General features: G+C 69.8%; 18 protein-coding genes, 1 pseudogene and 1 riboswitch. Of the genes and pseudogenes, 5 read left to right on the top strand and 14 right to left on the bottom strand.

Annotated elements, in window-relative coordinates; genetic code table 11:
• The first annotated feature begins 1 nt into the window (after position 1).
• Entirely contained in the window at positions 2-598 is a 597-nt protein-coding gene (locus ACYVHU_RS14330; RefSeq protein ID WP_078762327.1) for a hypothetical protein, read from the top strand.
• A gap of 91 nt (positions 599-689) precedes the next feature.
• On the opposite strand, the gene ACYVHU_RS14325 is transcribed toward ACYVHU_RS14330, so the two are convergent.
• The gene (locus ACYVHU_RS14325) at positions 690-1,382 is read right to left on the bottom strand and encodes a haloacid dehalogenase-like hydrolase (protein ID WP_200813652.1); all 693 of its coding nucleotides are present in this window, start codon (positions 1,380-1,382) and stop codon (positions 690-692) included.
• Positions 1,383-1,562: 180 nt separating this feature from the next.
• Between ACYVHU_RS14325 and ACYVHU_RS14320 the strand changes: the two genes are divergently transcribed.
• The 3 genes from ACYVHU_RS14320 to ACYVHU_RS14310 all read left to right on the top strand — a co-directional run bounded on the left by ACYVHU_RS14320 (position 1,563) and on the right by ACYVHU_RS14310 (position 4,164).
• Complete coding sequence (locus tag ACYVHU_RS14320; RefSeq protein ID WP_078762363.1) at positions 1,563-2,405, top strand: IucA/IucC family C-terminal-domain containing protein; 843 nt, start codon at positions 1,563-1,565, stop codon at positions 2,403-2,405.
• Between the two features lie 444 nt (positions 2,406-2,849).
• On the top strand, positions 2,850-3,266 hold the full coding sequence (locus ACYVHU_RS14315) for a VOC family protein (RefSeq protein WP_078762326.1): 417 nt from the start codon (positions 2,850-2,852) through the stop codon (positions 3,264-3,266).
• Positions 3,267-3,495: 229 nt separating this feature from the next.
• On the top strand, positions 3,496-4,164 hold the full coding sequence (locus ACYVHU_RS14310; RefSeq protein ID WP_078762325.1) for a lytic polysaccharide monooxygenase auxiliary activity family 9 protein: 669 nt from the start codon (positions 3,496-3,498) through the stop codon (positions 4,162-4,164).
• Between the two features lie 211 nt (positions 4,165-4,375).
• Here ACYVHU_RS14310 and ACYVHU_RS14305 read toward each other — a convergent pair whose 3' ends face one another.
• From ACYVHU_RS14305 to ACYVHU_RS14250, 12 genes and pseudogenes are all read right to left on the bottom strand, one after another.
• The gene (locus ACYVHU_RS14305) at positions 4,376-4,744 is read right to left on the bottom strand and encodes a hypothetical protein (protein ID WP_432938959.1); all 369 of its coding nucleotides are present in this window, start codon (positions 4,742-4,744) and stop codon (positions 4,376-4,378) included.
• 212 nt (positions 4,745-4,956) lie between these two features.
• The gene (locus ACYVHU_RS14300) at positions 4,957-5,595 is read right to left on the bottom strand and encodes a hypothetical protein (protein WP_078762323.1); all 639 of its coding nucleotides are present in this window, start codon (positions 5,593-5,595) and stop codon (positions 4,957-4,959) included.
• 83 nt (positions 5,596-5,678) lie between these two features.
• Positions 5,679-5,789 (bottom strand): annotated as a pseudogene (locus tag ACYVHU_RS14295) (L-serine ammonia-lyase, iron-sulfur-dependent, subunit alpha); the annotation flags it as partial.
• 39 nt (positions 5,790-5,828) lie between these two features.
• Positions 5,829-6,500, bottom strand: a complete 672-nt coding sequence (locus ACYVHU_RS14290) for a restriction endonuclease subunit S (RefSeq protein WP_078762322.1) — start codon at positions 6,498-6,500, stop codon at positions 5,829-5,831.
• The gene (locus ACYVHU_RS14285) at positions 6,488-8,152 is read right to left on the bottom strand and encodes an N-6 DNA methylase (protein ID WP_498948733.1); all 1,665 of its coding nucleotides are present in this window, start codon (positions 8,150-8,152) and stop codon (positions 6,488-6,490) included. The genes ACYVHU_RS14290 and ACYVHU_RS14285 overlap by 13 nt, the downstream gene beginning before the upstream one ends.
• An 11-nt stretch (positions 8,153-8,163) precedes the next feature.
• Positions 8,164-8,823 (bottom strand): hypothetical protein, encoded by a 660-nt coding sequence (locus ACYVHU_RS14280; protein ID WP_144390138.1) that lies wholly within the window; start codon positions 8,821-8,823, stop codon positions 8,164-8,166.
• Between the two features lie 303 nt (positions 8,824-9,126).
• Positions 9,127-10,536 carry an L-serine ammonia-lyase gene (locus ACYVHU_RS14275; protein ID WP_498948731.1) on the bottom strand — a complete coding sequence of 470 codons (1,410 nt, stop codon included), beginning with the start codon at positions 10,534-10,536 and terminating at the stop codon, positions 9,127-9,129.
• 113 nt (positions 10,537-10,649) lie between these two features.
• Positions 10,650-11,921, bottom strand: a complete 1,272-nt coding sequence (gene glyA / locus ACYVHU_RS14270) for a serine hydroxymethyltransferase (RefSeq protein ID WP_498948730.1) — start codon at positions 11,919-11,921, stop codon at positions 10,650-10,652.
• Between the two features lie 4 nt (positions 11,922-11,925).
• Entirely contained in the window at positions 11,926-12,306 is a 381-nt protein-coding gene (gene gcvH / locus ACYVHU_RS14265) for a glycine cleavage system protein GcvH (protein WP_078762318.1), read from the bottom strand.
• Between the two features lie 118 nt (positions 12,307-12,424).
• Positions 12,425-13,534, bottom strand: coding sequence for a glycine cleavage system aminomethyltransferase GcvT (gene gcvT, locus ACYVHU_RS14260; protein ID WP_498948729.1), 1,110 nt, complete (start codon positions 13,532-13,534; stop codon positions 12,425-12,427).
• A 46-nt stretch (positions 13,535-13,580) separates the two neighbouring features.
• Positions 13,581-13,679, bottom strand: a riboswitch (glycine riboswitch).
• 211 nt (positions 13,680-13,890) lie between these two features.
• Positions 13,891-15,297, bottom strand: coding sequence for a sodium:solute symporter family protein (locus tag ACYVHU_RS14255; protein WP_078762316.1), 1,407 nt, complete (start codon positions 15,295-15,297; stop codon positions 13,891-13,893).
• Positions 15,298-15,451: 154 nt separating this feature from the next.
• Positions 15,452-16,285, bottom strand: coding sequence for a MurR/RpiR family transcriptional regulator (locus ACYVHU_RS14250; RefSeq protein ID WP_078762315.1), 834 nt, complete (start codon positions 16,283-16,285; stop codon positions 15,452-15,454).
• A 188-nt stretch (positions 16,286-16,473) separates the two neighbouring features.
• Here ACYVHU_RS14250 and ACYVHU_RS14245 point away from each other — a divergent pair, with 188 nt between their 5' ends.
• Positions 16,474-17,709, top strand: coding sequence for a metal-dependent hydrolase family protein (locus ACYVHU_RS14245; protein ID WP_498948727.1), 1,236 nt, complete (start codon positions 16,474-16,476; stop codon positions 17,707-17,709).
• A 111-nt stretch (positions 17,710-17,820) separates the two neighbouring features.
• Here ACYVHU_RS14245 and ACYVHU_RS14240 read toward each other — a convergent pair whose 3' ends face one another.
• Positions 17,821-18,882 (bottom strand): 3-deoxy-7-phosphoheptulonate synthase, encoded by a 1,062-nt coding sequence (locus tag ACYVHU_RS14240; RefSeq protein WP_078762313.1) that lies wholly within the window; start codon positions 18,880-18,882, stop codon positions 17,821-17,823.
• Positions 18,883-18,966: the final 84 nt, after the last annotated feature.

Genomic DNA, 18,966 nt, shown 5'->3' with positions numbered 1-18,966 from the left:
GATGACGGTAGGGAAGAGGGCGCGCAGATCCGCGCGTGGTAACCGGTGGGGGCTGGCCCTTGTGGGACTGCTGCTCGTGCTGGCGGGCGCGGCGGCGTTGGCGACCGGGTGGGGCCTGTTCGGTGTCGGCCCCGCGCGTTCGGCGCTGGTGGGCGCCCCCATCGTGGACGGCCTGCGACGCCCTTGGGTGCCCTACGTCGTCGCCGCCGTCGCCATCGTCGTGGCGCTGTTGGCGTTGCGCTGGCTGGTCGTCCAGGGGCGGACCGACACGGTGGGCCGGTTGCGGATGGACCCCGGCGACGAGGGCGGAACCACCGAGATGCCCGCGGGGGTGGCGCGTTCGGTCTTCGAGGAGGAGATCGGCGACTACGCGGGGGTCCGCAGGGCCCGGGCCCACATCACCGAGTCGGGGGTCGACCCGCAGCTGAGGGTGGACCTGACACTCAACGACGACGCCGACGCTTCGGCGGTGTGGCGCCGGATTCGCGCCGAGGCACTGGACGACCTGCGTACCTCGCTGGAACTGGAACGGCTGCCCGCGGTCATCCGGATGTCGATGACCGCACCGCCCCGCAACCCCCGCCGGGAGCTGGTGTGATCGGCGGTCGTTGACAACGAGCCACTGTGGAGGGACGGCGCCGGGGGTCTGTGAGGGGAGCCTCCGGCGCCGTCCCGTTTTCCCACCCGGTTCAGCTCAGCAGCGCCGCCATGACCGTGTCGGTGTCGGAGAGGTCGGGCAGGACCGTCGTGGCGCCGGCGGCGCGCAGCGCGTCGGCGTCGCTGAGCCCCGTGGCGACGGCGATGATCTGCGCACCCCCCATGAGGGCCGCCCGCACGTCGTTGGGAGCGTCGCCGACCAGCACGGTCGTCGCGGGAGTGAACTCCAGGCCGGTCGCCTCGCGTACCCGACGGCGGGCGATGCGTACCAGCTCGGCGCGATCCCAGTGGTCGTCGCCGTACCCTCCCAGCTCGAAGTCGACCAGGTGGTCCAAGGCGAGGGCGGCGAGCTTGCGCTGCGCGTTACGCCGGGTGTTGCCGGTCAGTACCGACGAGATGACGTCGGGGGCCTCGGCGCAGCGGCGCAGCGCCTCCTCCGCGCCCGGCAGGACCCGCCCGCGTTCGGGCAGTTCGTGGGCGCGACGCTGGAACTCGTCCTCCAGGATCTCCAGGAAGCGGGCGAACTCCCCCGAGCGGTCGGCCAGACCGTTCACCTCAAGCGTGTCGTTGAACCACTGCCATTCGGTACGGCCGGGGCCATGTGTGTCGATGTGGTCGGTCAGCCCGCTGAACGTGGCGAAGGCGGCGGAGAAGGCCTCGAATCCGGTCCCGTCCATGTCCACCAGCGTCTTGTCGATGTCCCACAGCACCAGCCGTTCGCCCACGACCCCTCCTCGCGCCGGTCAGCGTGCCCACCGTATCCGAGGGGAGGGTCATCCACCTCCCGGGCTCGCGACCGTGGGGACGGCCGTGCCGGGGCGTGGAGGGGGCGGGGCTCCCATTCGGCTGCCGCTGAGGATAGGCTTACCTACGAACGCCTTTTCAGGGTCGCGTAGGGGGTGCCCGTGCACAGTTGCCATCCACTGGCCGGTGTCGTGCGTTGGATCAACGAGCATGAGCTCTATCTACAGGTGGGTCTCCTCGGGGCCGAGGAGGAGGCGCCGGCCGGACCGGGATGGGTGCGACTGGACGAGCTGCCCGCCAGGGTGCCCGACCTGCTCGACCTGCTCACCGAGGTCTCCTGCGGCGGTAACCGCACCTCCGCGTCGGCCTTCCTCGCGGCCGACCTCGGGCACCAGCTGGTGTCCTTCGCCGCCGGGACCGTCTACCTCACCGCTCGGGCCCCGCTGCCCTCCGCCGACCGGTTGTGGGTGCGTGTTCACGAGAGCGGCCGGCTCTACCAGGTCGCCCTGCAACGTCCCGATGTCGCGGTACTCCCCGGCGATCCCATGGCGCGCCGTCCGGGAGTCGAGGTCGTCGAGGACGAGGACGCCCTCGACCTTCGTTTCATGTCCGCGATCGTCGCGGTGCTGGAGCCGGTGGTCGAGGCGGTGCGCGCGCACACCCGTTACGGAACCCGGCAGCAGTGGGGCATGATCGCCGACGCCGCCTACCAGGCGTTGCTCACCCTGTCCGCGGAGATCGGACGGGACCAGCGCGAGGGGTGGGAGCGCGCCGCCCGTATGGTGGGCCACCTCAACGCGGGGACGCCCCGGGCGATCACCCGGCAGCGTCCCTTCCCGCTGCGCCTGGCCGAGAAGGACACCGACCGGCTGTTCCTGGTGCGCGGGGGATGCTGCTTCTACTACCGCTACGGTGACGCCAAATGCGCCACCTGCCCGCTGGAGGCGGACGACCAGCGCGAGCGGGTGCTGCGCACCCAGTACGAGGCGCCCCAGCACGCCTGAGCGCGCGGACGCGCTGGACGGGACGTCTCGCCGCTCCACCGTGGGCCGGTGAGCAGGTCCACCGCGCCACCGGCCGCGACCCCGTGGCCGCCGTGCGCGGCTCCGGGCGGAACCGGCCGACCCCACGTGCGGCCCGGTTCGGTGCCACGCCTGCTCCGGCCGACGTTTCCGCAGGAGCCGGCCCGAAGGCCGGTCGGGGCTCCTTACCGGCATCGCGGGTGTTCGGGGCGGCCGAGGACGGCGGCGAGCTCGGCCACGCTTCCTCCGGTCCGTTCCCACGTGTCGTGGGAGGCGGGGCACCGGCACGACGCCCTGGGGGGGGAGCGGAGTGGTGCGCGTCTCCTCCGTCGTTGGGAGGTCATCGCCGTAGCGATGTCGGGTGCGGTCCCTCGTGTCTCCGGCGCGGAGCGGAGAAATGTCAGTGGTGCTTGTTACGTTGCTCACATGAACCGAAAGATCTTCGTCAACCTGCCCGTAGCGGATCTGAAGCGGTCCGTCGACTTCTTCACCGCGCTCGGCTTCACCTTCGACCAGCGCTTCACCGACGACAACGCCACGTGCATGATCGTCGGCCCGGACAGCTCCGTGATGCTCCTGGTCCGCGACTTCTTCGAGGGCTTCACCATGTCGAGGAAGGCCGCCGACACCACGACCCAGGCCGAGGCGATCATCGCGTTGTCCGCGGAGAGCAGGCAGGAGGTGGACGCCATCGTCGACGCCGCCCTGGCCTCCGGGGGAGCGCCCTCGATCGACACCATCGACCAGGGGGCGATGTACAGCCGCAGCTTCCAGGACCCCGACGGGCATCTGTGGGAGGTCATCCACATGGACATCGCGGCGCTTGAGGAGGAGACGGAGTAGGTCGGCAAAGCGCGCGGAGACCGTCGTGACGCGCTGATCGGAGCGGCCGGGGAGGCCCGAGGACCCGAGGGGAAGCGGGTTCGTCTGGGCCGTCCCCGGCCGCCTGCCGGAGAAGTGCGGTCCGTTTTTCGGAAACTCCATGTTTCCGTTCTGTTTCGCTGGGTAATTAGAGAAGTACTTGGGAGCGCTCCCAGTATCCGGAACCCCCAGCCGGAATCGGAGACCGCGCATGCACTCTGAGAAGACTGCAACCACCACCCGGCGGGCGCGTCGCGCCCTCTCCCTACTGTCCGTGTCCCTTCTCTCCCTCGTCGCCTGGACGGGTACCGCCTCCGCCCACGGGTCCGTCGTCGACCCCGCCTCCCGCAACTACGGTTGCTGGGACCGCTGGGGCAGCGACCACCTGAACCCCGACATGGCGCAGGAAGACCCCATGTGCTGGCAGGCGTGGCAGGACAACCCCAACGCCATGTGGAACTGGAACGGTCTGTACCGCGACTACGTCGGCGGCGACCACCAGGGCGCCATTCCCGACGGGCAGCTGTGCAGCGGCGGCCACGCCGAGAGCGGTCGCTACCGCTCCCTCGACGCGGTCGGGGAGTGGAAGACCACGCCGGTCGAGGACAACTTCACGATCCACCTCTACGACCAGGCCAGCCACGGCGCGGACTACTTCCTGGTCTACGTCACCAAGCAGGGGTACGACCCCACCACCGAGCCGCTCGGCTGGGACGACCTGGAACTCGTCGAGGAGACCGGCAGCTACGCCCCGAGCCAGAACTACATGATCGACGTCAACACCTCCGGGCGCACCGGCCACCACGTCGTCTACACGATCTGGAAGGCCTCGCACATGGACCAGACCTACTACCTGTGCAGCGACGTCGACTTCGGCTGACGCGCTGAGCACCACCGCGGACCCCGCCGGACGCCCTTCCGTCCGGCGGGGTCTCCCCACGCCCGGACACCTCGAAACGCGGGCGTGGGAACGCCTCTGGGAACCGGCGCGGCCGGAGCCGCGAGGGCGCGCCGAGCACCAACCGATTGCGGCCGTACCCGCTGCCGCCTCGGGACGGCGCCCACCGCGTGGGAGCGCCACCCCTCGAGGGTCACAGGTCGATACGGGCGACCTTGCGTCCCACCTTGAGGTACAGATCGGAGCCTTCGGCCACCCCCGCCTCGCCAACGACCGCACCGAACGTTCGCTGAACGGTGCCCTCCGCGAGTGGTGTGACCCGCCGGCCGTCGGCCGAGTCCCGGATCAGGCGCAGACCGTTCTGCCGGGCCACCCGGCGCACGGCGGAGATGCTGGGAGCGGAGCCGAGCGTGTGGCTGATCAGCGTGCCCGGCGTGTCCTCGGCGTGCTCCCCCAAGGAGGCGGCGGGCAGGTTGCGGGCGTCCCCGAAGGAGCGTGTGGAGAGAAGCGCGCCGTGAACTCCGCGCGGGCGGTGGCGGATGGAGGGCGGCCACCACCTCACCGGCCAGGACGCGCTCCACCCGTCACTACGCGCGAAGCGGACGGGCTCAGCACTCGATGACGTTGACAGCGAGGCCGCCGCGCGACGTCTCCTGGGACGTGCCGTGCATGTCACGGCCGGTGTCCCGCACGGTCGTGGTGATCTTGGCGAGTGCAACGGTTGACAGTGGTCCACCGGAGCGGCCTCGGGCACCACAGGGGTGATGCCTCCCCTCACTCCCGGCCGTGGCCGTCGTCCTCCTCCGCGTGGACGATCCGCTCCGCTTCCATGACCACCTCGTCCCTGAGCGTGCGCATGTAGTAGTGCTCGTCCTTCATCAGCATGAGGCCATAGAAGAGTTGGTCGAGTAGTCGGTCTCCCTCGAGCTCGTCGGGGATGCGGCAGGAGCGTCCGGTCAGCTCGACCTCGAACTCTCGGACGGTGGGTTCACGCTCGCCGTTCTCAGACCTGGTCCAGCCGTGGACGTGGAACGTCCAGCGGTTCATGCCCCGGTCCTGCAGGATGTAGTACTCGGAGTCGCTGTGGTGGAACTGCACCGGCAGCCTGACGGCGAGCGTGTGATGGACGCGCCGCCACGGCGGCTCCGGGCCGAAGTGGTACAGGTCGGAGAACAGTCTCTTGCGTAGTTCCTGGTACGACTGGGCCAGGTGGGTGAGGTTGCTCGTCACCGTGAGCAGGTCCTGGTCGTTGTCGCACCAGTCGATGCTGGAACGCCTGCTCTCCCACTCCGAGATCACCCAGTGGTGGAGTTCCTCTTCCAGGGGAGGTGGGAGGCGGTAGGCGTCTTCGATGGTCTCGATGGCGAACCGGATCCCGTTGTGGAGCTGGGCGTAGCGCTCCTGCAGGTCCATGTGACCACGCTCTCCGTTCAGATGGTGGGGGCGTTTCTCGTCTGTTCGACGCGGTGCGTGCGGCCGTGGTTCGGGTGGGGCCGTCAGCACTCGATCACGTTGACGGCGAGGCCGCCGCGCGAGGTCTCCTTGTACCTGTCGTGCATGTCGCGGCCGGTGTCCCGCATGGTCGTGATGACCTTGGCGAGCGCAACGGTTAACAACAACGTGCCGCCGTAGCGTCTTCTGGAAGATCAGGTAGCCGCGGCACTTGCGGAGCTGTCGGGTGTCGCGTCCACCATGGGAACAGGCATCCGACCAGAGAACAGCATGGGGGCCAGAGCGTCGTGCAGTTCGCTCGTGGTCCGGCTGATCTCGGCGTGGAGGCGGGCCTTGTCGTCCAGGGCTTCGAGGGACGCACCGATCTCCTGCTGAACGTGCAGGGGAGGTAGCGCTGTAGGGAGCGACCGCAGTGTGTCCACCGTGAGCGACCGGACCGTGCTTCCGGAGGCGTGTCTGTCGATCCAGTCCTGGATTGGGGGCAGACTCAGGTAGTGCACCAGGTAGACGGGGTCTATGCGATCAGAAGATCGCACCCGCAGCAGTTGAGTGCTGTACAGCCAGTCTCGCTGATCCGAGGTGACCAGGGCGAATCTGCCGATTGTTCCGGTCCTGGTGCCGACGATATCGCCCGAGCGGAGCCGGTAACGGCGCAGTCGTCCAGCCGTCGTGCGGGTGACGTGGGCCAAGCCGGTGTCCGACACCCGCCGGTCGGCGATGTCGCCGGGTCTGACCAGGGGGGTCCCCTGCTCACCGAACTCCCGGGAGGGCAGGCTCGCGCCGGAGGGGCCTGCCTGGATCTCGCAGACCTCTTCAAGCCGGTGTTCGCTCCAGGCATCGGGTAGCGGGCCGATCAGCGAATCCATTTCCGTGCCTCCTGGAGCACCCGATTGGTTCTGGCGTCGATGTAGGGAATCTGTGCCTCCAGAGAGTCCAGCCGTTGGATGAGTGATGTGAGCGCCTCCGCTTGCTCTGCCTGGCTCGTCTGCGGTGCACGTCCGGTCACATAGATCGATGGGCGAAGTGAGTACTTCTTGTCGCGGATCTCCTGAATCGTCGCGACGTGGCTGATACTCGACGCGTCACTCCCGAAGTCATCTCGCTCCCCGTCACGCCATCCGTTGTAGGCGCGTTGGATGAGTGCGATGTCCTCCTCCTGGAGAGTTCGGGTCGTACGCGAGGCCATACGGCCAAGTCTGCTGGCATCAATGAAGAGGATCTCCTCACACCCGCCTGTCGGAGCTTTCAGTATCCACAGGGTCACGGGGATGGCAGTGTGCTGGAAGAGCTGGCCGGGTAGGGCGATGAGGCATTCCACGGCACCGTCCTCGACCATGTTCGCCCTGATGGCGGCTTCCTTGGCGTTGGCGGAGCTTGATGCGCCGTTGGCCATCACCACGCCCGCCCGACCGTTCGGGGAAAGGCGATCGATCACGTGCTGGAGCCAGCGGAAGTTCGCGTTCTCCTTCGGTGGTTCTCCGTAGCGGAAGCTCTCGTGGGGGGAGCCTTCGGACGGGCCGCTCAGGTTGAACGGCGGATTGGTCAGGACGAGATCTGCGGTGTCGTGTGCGGCGTCGCGGTCCCAGGGAAATCCGGGGCGGGGACCGAACTCGGCCTCGATACCGTGGATCAGCATGTTCATGCCCGCAATACCGAAGACCAGCTCGTTGGGAACGGTACCGCTGACACGGGGGATCCGCGCTGGGTCGGTTTCCGTTCGTACGCGTACGGCCTCGGTGAGGAAGTCGCCTATCCGACAGAAGGGGTCGTACACGCTGTCGAAAGGATTGTCTGGCGTGAGGATGTCCACCATCGTGCGCACCACTGACTCCGGGGTGCGCAGAATCGAGTGGCGGGGGTCCCAGTTTTTCTCCAGGAAGGAGAGAGCGCTGTTGAAGGCGGCCAACAGGATGTCCCGCTCTTGGCCGTGGGTGTCGATCGAGTCGACTCCGCGGACCGCCGTGGTGAAGGCGTCAGGTCCCAGTCCTTGGAGGGCACCAGGGACGAAGGGAGGGAGGTGCTCACCGAAGTCGGCCGCGAACACGGACGCATCAACGGTGCCGTGACCGGTCCGCTCTCGCAGAAGGCTCCACTGGTTGGCATCTGAGGAACGGAGGAAGACGAGTACCGCGATGAGGAGCGCGGACTCGGTGGGCGCGCACAAACCCCGAAGGTCGGCCAACAAACGGAAGACGGCGTTGTCGACGTCGTCGGTGCCGACCGGGGATCGGTGTCCGGGCGCTGACGTCGCTCCCGGGGCGTCGGCGGCCGCTGTGGCGCGCACACGGTCGGCGTAGGTGGCGTCGACAGGTTCGTTCGGGCGGCGGGCCTTGGCCGGGATGGTGCGTGAGGACAGCCAGTCGATGACCTGGTCGAGATCGAAGAGCTCAGACTTCGTGTCCTCCGGTTCGGGGAAGTCATGGTGCCGCTTCTGCCACGTGGTCACCGCGGCCCGGCTGACCCCGGCGTATCGGGCGAGTTGTGCACGCGACACGAGCCTTGGTCCGTTCTGGTCCACGATGGCCTCCCTCAGAAGCTCGGCGGAAGATCGCCCCTGCACATCTGTTCCTTGACCATGAGCACCTCGGGCACCCTGTCCATGGGCTTGATCCCGGACGCGGCCTCGGGGCTGATGTAGGAAAGTACGCGGTAGAGCTTCGCGTGGTCCTTCTCCAGGTGCCGCCGGTGGATGGGCTCGTAGTGCATGATCCGGTTGCGGAAGAGGCGGAGGGATTCCAGTTCCTCATGCAGGGCATCGCGGCGACCTCGGTACCCCGGAAAGGCCTTGCGGAGGACGGGTACCCACAGAGTCCGGTCGTACCGGCGGGCGGTCAGGGAGACCCAGAAACCGAAGGTGAGCTCGGTGATCATGTCGTCCGGTGTGGTTGTTGATTTGCGACGCTGACATGCCTGCCTCGCCTGGTCGACCAGACTGGGACCGGGACGTTGCAACTGCACGCTCTCCCACCAGTCCGCTCGATCGAAGTGGGCGGACAGCTGGTTATGGACGGAGTTGCGCAGTGCCATCTCGAACGTGTGCAGCGGACCGTAGAAGGCCGCCGACACCATGACGTTCCAGTGGTACAGGTTGACGGCCATCGTGACGTCGCCGTCACACCACCGCAGGTAGGGGGCGAGGCGAGGGGACGAGTACGCGGAGACCATCCATTCCGGGATGCCGGGGCTCACGATGACCTTCGTTCTATCTCGACTGAGGGCACGAGAGGACAGGGACGAGGGGGTTTGGTATCGTTGCCGGTGTAAGCCCCGGGTTCGCCTCTGCATTGCACGCCACCCGGGGCACGGCTTTATCCGGGGTCAGGGCACGCGGGCTCGGCCCCGATCAATCCGCCTGGAACGCGATCGCGTGCACCATCCTTCGAGAAGAACGGTACAGATAGCGATCACGTCGGTCAAGCGCACTCCAGTGCGCGAAGTTTGTTAACGCGTACTCTGTGGCGCAACCCTCGTTAACACGTGCGGAGGAGACCGTCAGCACTCGATCACGTTGACGGCGAGGCCGCCGCGGCTGGTCTCCTTGTACTTGTCGTGCATGTCGCGGCCGGTGTCCCGCATGGTCGTGATGACCTTGTCCAGCGACACGAAGTGGCTGCCGTCGCCGCGGAGCGCGATCTTGGTGGCGCTGATGGCCTTCACCGCGGCCAGCGCGTTACGCTCGATACAGGGAACCTGGACCAGGCCGCCGATCGGGTCGCAGGTCAGCCCGAGGTTGTGCTCCATCGCGATCTCGGCCGCGTTCTCGACCTGGGCGGGGATTCCGCCAAGCGCCTCGGCCAGGCCACCGGCGGCCATCGAGGACGCGGAGCCGACCTCCCCCTGGCAGCCGACCTCGGCGCCCGAGATCGACGCGTTCTCCTTGAACAGGATGCCGATGGCGCCGGCCGTGAGCAGGAACCGGACCACCCCATCGTCGTCGGCGCCCGGCATGAAGTGCAGGTAGTAGTGCAGGACCGCGGGAACGATGCCGGCGGCGCCGTTGGTCGGCGCGGTCACCACGCGCCCTCCCGCGGCGTTCTCCTCGTTGACCGCCAGCGCGTACAGCGTCACCCAGTCGCTGCCGCGCATCGGATCACCGGTCAGATCGGGTCCCGGAGCGAGCAACCCGGACTCGTCACAGCGCCCGCCCAGCTGGCGGTACAGGCGGTGGGCGCGCCGGGGCACCTTCAGCCCGCCGGGCAGTGTGCCCTCGGTCGACACGCCGCGGCGCACACACTGGCGCATCGCCCGCCAGATCTCCAGCAGCCCCGAACGGATCTGTCCGGGGTCACGGCCGAACGCCCGCTCGTTGGCGAGCATGATCGCGCTGATCGACATGCCGGTGTCACGGCACAGCGCGAGCAGCTCCGCGGCCGTGGTGAACGGGTAGGGCAACGGGGTGTCGTCGGGTTTGATCCGGTCGGCGCCGACGGCCTCCTCGTCCACGACGAACCCGCCGCCGACGGAGTAGTAGACGGCGCTGTGCAGGGGGGTGCCGGCGGCGTCGAGGGCGGTGAAGCGCATGCCGTTGGGATGGCCCGGAAGACGTTCCCGCCGCCGGAATTCCACGTGTTCGCGGGGCGCGAAGGCGATCTCGTGCTCGCCGCCGAGCGCGAGACGCCCTCGGGCGCGCACCCGCTCCAACCGCTGGGACACGGAGTCGACGTCCACCCCCTCGGGCGTCTCACCGAGCAGCCCCAAGATGACGGCGGTGTCGCTGCCGTGGCCCTTGCCGGTGAGCGCGAGCGAACCGTACAGGTCGGCGCGTACCGTGGCGACGCGGGGCAACAGGCCGAGCCCGGCCAACCCGTCGACGAAGGCGCGGGCCGCCCGCATCGGGCCGACCGTGTGCGAACTGGACGGCCCGATGCCGATGCTGAAAAGGTCGAAGACACTGATGGCCATGGGTTCCCCCTGAAATCCTGCGGCGGGGTCGGGCCGCTCGGCGTGCGCGGGGCCGGCTTGTGGCCGGACCCCGCGCGTGTCTCCACCGGGAAGGGGATCGCCCGCCGAGGGCGCTACAGACCCGGGTAGAGCGGGTACTTGCGGACGAGCGCGTTGACGCGGCCCCGCAGCGCCTCGGCGTCGTACTCGGGCTTCAAAGCCGCGGCGATGATGTCGGAGACCTCGGCGAAGTCCTCCTCGCCGAAGCCGCGGGTGGCCAACGCCGGGGTGCCGATGCGCAGCCCCGAGGTGACCATGGGCGGACGCGGGTCGTTGGGAACGGCGTTGCGGTTGACCGTGATGCCGATCTCGTGCAGCCGGTCCTCGGCCTGCTTGCCGTCGAGCTGCGACTCGCGCAGGTCCACCAGCACCAGGTGGACGTCGGTGCCGCCGGTCAGGACGTTCACGCCGGCCTCGACCGCGTCGGGACGGGTGAGCCGTTCGGCGAGGATGCGCGCGCCGGCGACCGTGCGCCGCTGCCGGTCGGCGAACTCCTCGCCGGCCGCCACCTTCAAGGCCACGGCCTTGGCCGCGATGACGTGCTCCAGCGGACCCCCCTGCATGCCGGGGAACACCGCGGAGTTGATCTTCTTGCCGTACTCCTCCTTGGCGAGGATCAGGCCGCCGCGGGGACCGCCCAGGGTCTTGTGCGTGGTGGTGGTCACGATGTCGGCGTGCGGCACCGGGTTGGGGTGCAGGCCGGCCGCCACCAGACCCGCGAAGTGGGCCATGTCCACCATGAGCAGCGCGCCGACCTCGTCGGCGATCCGGCGGAACCGGGCGAAGTCGAGCTGGCGCGGGTAGGCCGACCAGCCGGCCACGATGAGCTTGGGGCTGTGCTCCTTGGCCAGGGCCTCGACCTCGTCGTAGTCGACGGTGCCGTCGGACTCGCGCACGTGGTAGGCGACGGCGTTGAGGACCTTGCCGGAGTAGTTGATCCGCATGCCGTGGGTCAGGTGGCCGCCGTGGGCGAGGTCCAGGCCGAGGATGGTGTCGCCCGGCTTGAGCAGCGCGAAGTAGACCGCGGTGTTGGCCTGGGCGCCGGAGTGCGGCTGGACGTTGGCGTGCTCGGCCCCGAACAGCTCCTTCGCGCGGTCGATCGCGAGCTGTTCGACGACGTCCACGTACTCACAGCCACCGTAGTAGCGGCGGCCGGGGTAGCCCTCGGCGTACTTGTTGGTCAGCACCGACCCCTGCGCCTCCAGAACCGCCTGGGGGGCGAAGTTCTCGGAGGCGATCATCTCCAGGGTGTCGCGCTGGCGGCCGAGTTCGGCGCCGACGGCCTTGGCCACCTCGGGGTCGACTTCGGCGAGTGACTGGTCGAGCAGGTTCTTCTCGGCGGCCATGTGGTTAACCTTCACCTTCGGTGAGCTGCGTGTACTGCTCCGGGGTGAGTAGATCGGTCGGTTCCTCGGCGAGTTCGACCTTGAACAGCCAGCCCTGGCCGTAGGGGTCCTCGCCGATGATCGCCGGATCGCCCACCGCGGTGGGGTTGACCTCCACCACCTCGCCGTTGACGGGGGAGTAGATGTCGCTGACCGATTTGGTGGATTCGACCTCGCCACAGGTGTCACCCGCCGCGACCGTCGCACCGACCTCCGGGGGCTCCACGTAGACGATGTCGCCCAGGGCCTCGGCGGCGTACTCCGTGATGCCGACGGTGGCGACTCCGTCGCTGATGGCCACCCACTCGTGTTCGCTCGTGTAACCCAGCTCCGCGGGAACGCTCAATTCAACTCTCCAGGAGGTTTTCCATTATCCAGCACGGCCGACGACCGGCGCGCGCAGCCTCGACCCGCCCGGTCCGCGGGCGGGAACCGCGGACCGGACGGGCCACACCTCGGATGGTCTAGCGCTCCCGCCGGTAGAACGGAAGCTCGACCAGGTCGACCGCCTCTGCGCGGCCACGCACGTCCACCGCGAAGGTTCCGCTCGCGGTGTCGACGTCGGCGTCGACGTAGGCCACCGCGACCGGCTTGCCCAACGTGGGGGACGGCGCGCCACTGGTGACCGTGCCGACCTGCTGATCGTCGCGCATGACGGCGTACCCCTGCCGGGGAACGCGCCGGCCACGGCCGACGAGGCCGACGAGTTTGCGAACGGGGCCGCTTTCGGCCCGGGCGGCGAGGGCGGCGCGGCCGACGAAGTCGCCGGGCTTGTCGAGTTTCACGACGCGGCCCAGCCCCGCCTCGTAGGGGGTGACGTCGGTGCTCAGCTCGTTGCCGTACAGCGGCATGCCGGCCTCCAGGCGCAGCGTGTCGCGGGCGGACAGGCCGGCCGGGAGCAGCCCGTGCGGCCGTCCCGCCGCCACGAGCGCCTCCCACACGGTGGGCGCCTGGTCGCCGGGGCGCAGGAAGATCTCGAACCCGTCCTCGCCGGTGTAGCCGGTGCGGGCCAGCAGGACCGGCTGCCCGGCGACGGTGTGCCGGTAGCCGGCGTAGTACTTGATGGTGTCCAGGTCCGCGTCGGTGAGCGGGGCCAGGATCTCGGCGGCCCGGGGACCTTGGATCGCGATGAGCGCGTAGTCGGCGGACTCGTCGGAGATCTCGGCGTCGAGGCCGGCGGCGCGCTCCCGCAGCGCGGCGGCGACGACGGCGGTGTTGGCGGCGTTGGCCACGACGAGGAACTCCTCGTCGGCCAGACGGTAGACGATGAGGTCGTCCAGCACGCCGCCGTCGGCGTCGGTGATCATCGTGTAACGGGCGCGCCCGACGGCCACCGCGGACAGGTGACCGACCAGCGCGTAGTCGAGCGCTTCGGCGGCCTGCGGTCCGGCGACGTGGATCTCGCCCATGTGGGACAGGTCGAACAGGCCGGCGGCCTCGCGTACGGCCTTGTGCTCGGCGGTCTCGCTGCCGTAGCGCAGGGGCATCGCCCAACCGGCGAAGTCGACCATGGTCGCGCCGAGCCGTTCGTGGACCTCGTGCAGCGGGGTGGTGCGGGTGGTGGGCTCCGTCATAGGCGCTCCCGAGAGGATGGACGTCGTTGTTCCACAGGCGTTGCCATCCTCCCCCTCTGTCATCGGGGCCTGAGAGCTTCACCGCGCCGTGACGCGGTTTGCACCTTCGGCGAGGGGCACGCCCCTGCTTTCCAGAGTGGTCTCGCCCGTACGGTCCGTGCGCCTGAGAGGTTGTGGGGAGGGATTGCTCCTTCGGCGGTCCGCGCAGGCTGCGTGGACGCTCTCCCGTGCGGGGTCGGCGACCGCTCGCCAGCCTAGCAGCGCCCGCCCGGCTTGTCCGGACCCGGAGGGGGCGCCGGCACGGCCGGCCCGCCGCCCGGGGAGGGGGCGGCGGGCCGGGGCGGGACCGCCGCGGGTCACCGTTGGGCAGCGGCCACCTGGTCGGGGGAGGGGGCCCTGGTCACGAGGCTGACGGCGACCAGGGCGACCAGCGCCGCCGGCAGGGCCACGATGACCCCGTTGAGGTCGCCCGGCGTCCCGGCCAGTTCCCAGCCGATGGTCGTCAGGGCGCCGACCAGCAGGGCGGCCGCCGCGCCGGCGGTCGTGGCCCGCCGCCAGAACAGCACCGCGAAGACCACCGGGGTGATCGCGGCACCGTAGATGGTGTAGCTGTACATCTGCAGCTCCAGGACCGTGGGGAAGAACAGGCCGAGCGCGAAGGCCGCCACGGCGATCCCCAGGACCGCGCCGCGCTGCACCAGGAGCCGGGCGCGGTCTCCCGGCTCCTGCTTGGCGAAGCGGACCCACAGGTCGTAGGTGATGTTCGAGGCGCCGGAGAGCATGAAGGACGACGCCGTGGTGATCACGAAGGCCACCGCTCCGGCGAGGAGGAGACCGCCGATGACGGCGGGCAGGTACCCCTGCGAGGCCAGGCCCAGCACCGACAGGTCGCCGTTGATCCCCGGCATCAGGATGGCGGCGGCGGAGGCCAGCAGGACGACGGGGACGATCACCAGGAAACTGGTGTAGAACATCCCGAGCGTCGAGGAGCGCGCGGCGCGCTCATCACTGGCCGCGGTCATGCGCTGGTAGATGTTCTGGTCGGCGAGCAGCAGCAGGAACAGCGGCAGGAAGTAGCCGAGCAGCTGGAGACCGGACAGGCCGCCGCTGAAGGTGGTGGCGTGCTCGGGCAGCGCCGCCCAGTAGGCGCCGGGCCCGTCGACGGCGGCGAAGACCAGCGGCAGCGAGACCAGCAGGGCGAACAGGATGAGGATGCCGGAGACGAAGTCGGTGTAGGCGACGGAGAACATCCCGCCCGTGACGGTCAGCACCGTGACGACGACGGCCACCAGGATCGTCCCCTGGGTGGGGCTCAGCGGGGTCACCAGGCTCACGACGTAGCCGCCGCCCATGAACTGGGAGGCGACCAGGCCGAGGTAGGCGACCGTCGTGACGATCGCGGCGACGGTGCGCACCCCCGTGCCGAACCGGGCCTCCAGCAGCTCGGGGATGGTGTAGCGCGAGGCGCGGCGGATGCGCCGGGCGATCAGGACGAGGACGAGGATGCCGCAGGGGGTGCCGGCGAAGAAGACCATTCCGGCGAGCGGGCCGTAGGTGTAGGCGAAGTTCGCGCCGCCGATGATCGTCCCCGATCCGACCCAGGTGACCAGCATCGTGATGATCATGACGGGCCGGGGCAGGCTGCGACCGGCGAACATGAAGTCGTCGCCGCCGCCGATGCGACCGGAGCGCAGGAAGAAGAACGCGACGCCCAGCATGAGGACGAGATAGACGCAGAGGATGACAAGGTGAATGGTGTGCACGGGGCCGCCTTGGAACCGGGGAGAGGACCAGCCGAGTTCGCACGATGAAAGCAGTGTCGCATCCCACAATGCAACATTTATTGCAGATAGTGTGACGCGGAACACCCTCGGCGAGACCTTCCCGGCCGGGCCTCCCGTCCCGCCGCGCGCCTCCTCAGAAGAGGCCGGCCTGCTCCCACAGGCGCTCGTTCTCGCGCGCCGCGCGCAACGCCCTCTCGCCGCCGACCCGCGCCAGCTCGGCCAGGATCGCGTGCACCACCGTCATCACCGGGGCGAGGGAGGGGAACATCCCCGCCCCCTCGCTGGGCACCAGGACCACGTGCGCGGCCGTCTCCACCAAGGGGGAGTCCCGGCGGTCGGTGAGGACCGCGGTCCGCACCGACCGCCGCACCGCGATCTCGGCGGCCGAGGCGATCGCCCGGGGCAGCCGCCACAGGTCGCACAGGATCAGCAGGTCCCCCTCCCCCATCCGGGCCAGGTCGCTGACCAGCCCGGTCCCCCCGGACTGGCGCATCTCCACGTCGTAGCCCATGATCCCCGCCGCGTGGGCGAGCTGTAGGCCCGGCGCCGCGAAGGTGCCCGAACCCAGGACCAGGGTCCGTCGCGCCCCGTGGAGCGCCGCGGCGATCGCGCGCACGGCCGCGACGTCCAGCGTGGCCGCGAGCATCCGCAGCGCCTCGCGATCCGAGCGGACCGCGGCCTGGACGGGATCCGCGTCGGAGGGGGCGTGCTCGGCCAGCACCTCGCCCGCGCTCAGGGAGGCCAGGTAGCGCGAGCGCAGTTCGATGCGGAGCGCGGGCCAGCCCGCGAAGCCGAGGTGCTGCGCCGCGCGTACCACGGTGGCCACGTTCACCCCGGCGCGCTCGGCGAGCTGGGAGGTGGTGGCGTAGGAGGCGAACCGGGGCTCGTCGCGAAGGACCCGGATCACCTGTTCGCCGGCCCTGCCCAGCCGGCCGCCGGCCAGTGCCTCCTCGATCCAGTCGGGCATGGTCTCCCTCGTCCTCCGCGGCGTGGTCGGCGCCGGTCCGGCTCCCTGTCGGACGGCACCCATGATTCCCCGTCGGTCCGGCGTGCCGTGCCGGCCCCTCGGGGGTCTTCCCCGAGCCTCTTGTGCAACATATATTGCACAAGGGCGCGGTCCTTTGCCGTGCCCGAGCACACCACCGGAGGAAACCCATGTCGACCCGACCGGTCCTGTTCACCGACGCCAACCTCATCGATCCCGAGGCCGGGACCGCGCGCCCCGGATCGTGGCTGCTGGTCCGGGACGGGCTGATCGCCGACCACGGGACCGGGACGGCGCCCGGAGCCGACGCCGACGTGATCGACCTGGCCGGCGCCAGCCTGCTGCCCGGTCTCGTCGACGCCCACGTCCACGTCACGGCGCTCAGCGCCGACCTGGGATCCGTCTCCGACCGGGCACCCTCCTACGTCGCCGCCTACGCGGCCCGCGCCCTCTCCGACATGCTGCGACGGGGCTTCACCACCGTCCGCGACGTGGGCGGAGGCGACCACGGCCTCGCCGACGCCATGGCCGACGGACTGTTCGTCGGCCCCCGCCTGATCTTCGGGGGCAAGGCGCTGTCGCAGACCGGGGGGCACGGGGACTTCCGGCCGCGCGGCCGGCACGTCCACGACGACCACGCCTGCTGCCCGGGCGCCGCGATCGTCTGCGACGGCCCCGTCGCGTTCCGCAAGGCCGCCAGGGAACAGCTGCGCACCGGCGCCCACCACGTGAAGATCATGCTGTCGGGCGGCGTCGCCTCACCCACCGACCGGATCGACTCGGTGCAGTCCGCCGACGACGAGATCCGCGCCGTCGTCGAAGAGGCCGAGGCCGCCAACCGCTACGTCACCGGTCACGCCTACACCGCCCGCGCGGTCAACCGCGGCCTGCGCCTGGGGGTCCGTTGCATCGAGCACGGCAACCTCATCGACGAGAGCAGTCTCGACCTCTTCCGCGAACACGACGCCTACCTCGTCCCCACCCTCGTCACCTACCAGGAACTGGCACGTCAGGGCGCCCGCAACGGTCTGCCCCGCGAGAGCCAGGACAAGGTCGACACCGTCCTCGCCCGCGGGCTGGACGCGCTGCGCATGGCCCACGAGGCGGGGGTCAACCTCGTGTTCGGCACCGATCTGCTCGGGGGGATGCAGGCCCACCAGAACGAGGAGTTCGCGATCCGGGCGCAGGTACAGCCCGCCCCGGCCGTCCTGCGCTCGGCCACGGTCACGGCCGCACGGCTGCTCGGCCTGGAGGGGCGGATCGGAACGGTCCGGCCCGGCGCGCACGCCGACCTCATCGTGGTGGACGGCGACCCCCTCCAGGACGTCACCGTGCTCGCCTGCCCCGAGGAGAACCTGCGGCTGGTGATGGCGCAGGGAATCGTCCGCCACGGACAGGTCGGCTGAGACGCGGCCGAACGTCGGGAGGCGGCACGGCCGGGTACGGACGGCCACCCGCGCCCGAACGTCCGACGACGAACCGACCGGCGCCGCCGGCCCGGCGGCGCCGGGGAGGGGTCAGCCGGTGGTCTTGCGCCGCCGCCGGACCGCCTCGGCCAGTCCCACGAGCACGTCCTCGGTGGTCTCCCAGCCCATGCACTTGTCGGTGATGCTCTGACCGTAGGTCAAAGAGGCCGGGTCGCCGAGCTTCTGGGCCCCCTCGACCAGGAAGCTTTCGAGCATGACGCCGATGATGCCCCGCTGTCCGTCGGCGACCTGGGCGCAGATGGCCTCGGCGACCCCCGGCTGGCGGCGGTGGTCCTTGCCGCTGTTGGCGTGGCTGGCGTCGATCATCAGACGACGCGGAAGACCGGCCGCGCCGATCACGTCCAACGCCGCGTTCACGTTGTCGGCGTCGAAGTTGGGGCCCGAACGGCCGCCGCGCAGGATGACGTGGCAGTCGGGGTTACCCGACGTGGTGACGACCGCGCCGGCGCCGGTGGGGTCCACCCCGAAGAAGGTGTGGGAGGCGGCGGAGGCGCCGCAGGCGTCCACGGCCACCTGGACGTCGCCGTCGGTGCCGTTCTTGAAACCGACCGGCATGCTCAGGCCGCTGCCGAGCTGGCGGTGGACCTGGCTCTCGGTGGTGCGGGCACCGATCGCGCCCCACGCCACCGCGTCGGCGATGTACTGCGGGGTGATCGGGTCGAGGAACTCGGTGCCGGCGGGGATGCCGAGCGCGCCGATGTCGAGCAGCAGTTGGCGCGCCGTGCGCAGGCCGCGGTGGACGTCGTAGCTGTCGTCCAGGCCGGGGTCGTTGATGAGGCCCTTCCAGCCCAGCGTGGTGCGCGGCTTCTCGAAGTAGACGCGCATCACGACACGCAGCTCGTCGTTGACGGAGGGGATGAACGCCTTGAGGCGCTGGGCGTAGTCCAGCGCCGACACCGGGTCGTGAACCGAGCAGGGGCCGACCACGACGAGCAGGCGGTCGTCGTGGCCGTCGAGCACGTTCTTGATCTCGGCGCGTGCCTCGGCGACCAGGGCGGTGCGCTCCGGACCCATCGGCAGCTCGGCCAGGATGTCCTGCGGCGCGACGAGCGGTTGGTAGCTCACGACACGGGTGTCATTGGTACTCGGCATGTCTTCCTTCATCCCTCTCCGATGGGCCCACTCGAAACACTAACGCGCTGACCTGATGTGTTTCCCGGGCTGGCCCCCAGGTGT

It is taken from the genome of Marinactinospora endophytica, assembly GCF_054780875.1.
Note: the sequence above shows the minus strand (reverse complement) of the source record. Positions and strands in the feature narration are given on the sequence as shown.

What these genes read in the sequence shown, in the direction of transcription:
- ACYVHU_RS14330 (WP_078762327.1), top strand. Translation starts at nt 2, where the DNA reads ATGACGGTAGGGAAGAGGGCGCGCAGATCCGCGCGTGGTAACCGGTGG.
- ACYVHU_RS14315 (WP_078762326.1), top strand. Translation starts at nt 2,850, where the DNA reads ATGAACCGAAAGATCTTCGTCAACCTGCCCGTAGCGGATCTGAAGCGG.
- ACYVHU_RS14310 (WP_078762325.1), top strand. Translation starts at nt 3,496, where the DNA reads ATGCACTCTGAGAAGACTGCAACCACCACCCGGCGGGCGCGTCGCGCC.
- ACYVHU_RS14300 (WP_078762323.1), bottom strand. Translation starts at nt 5,595, where the DNA reads ATGGACCTGCAGGAGCGCTACGCCCAGCTCCACAACGGGATCCGGTTC.
- ACYVHU_RS14290 (WP_078762322.1), bottom strand. Translation starts at nt 6,500, where the DNA reads ATGGATTCGCTGATCGGCCCGCTACCCGATGCCTGGAGCGAACACCGG.
- ACYVHU_RS14275 (WP_498948731.1), bottom strand. Translation starts at nt 10,536, where the DNA reads ATGGCCATCAGTGTCTTCGACCTTTTCAGCATCGGCATCGGGCCGTCC.
- glyA (WP_498948730.1), bottom strand. Translation starts at nt 11,921, where the DNA reads ATGGCCGCCGAGAAGAACCTGCTCGACCAGTCACTCGCCGAAGTCGAC.
- gcvT (WP_498948729.1), bottom strand. Translation starts at nt 13,534, where the DNA reads ATGACGGAGCCCACCACCCGCACCACCCCGCTGCACGAGGTCCACGAA.
- ACYVHU_RS14250 (WP_078762315.1), bottom strand. Translation starts at nt 16,285, where the DNA reads ATGCCCGACTGGATCGAGGAGGCACTGGCCGGCGGCCGGCTGGGCAGG.
- ACYVHU_RS14245 (WP_498948727.1), top strand. Translation starts at nt 16,474, where the DNA reads ATGTCGACCCGACCGGTCCTGTTCACCGACGCCAACCTCATCGATCCC.
- ACYVHU_RS14240 (WP_078762313.1), bottom strand. Translation starts at nt 18,882, where the DNA reads ATGCCGAGTACCAATGACACCCGTGTCGTGAGCTACCAACCGCTCGTC.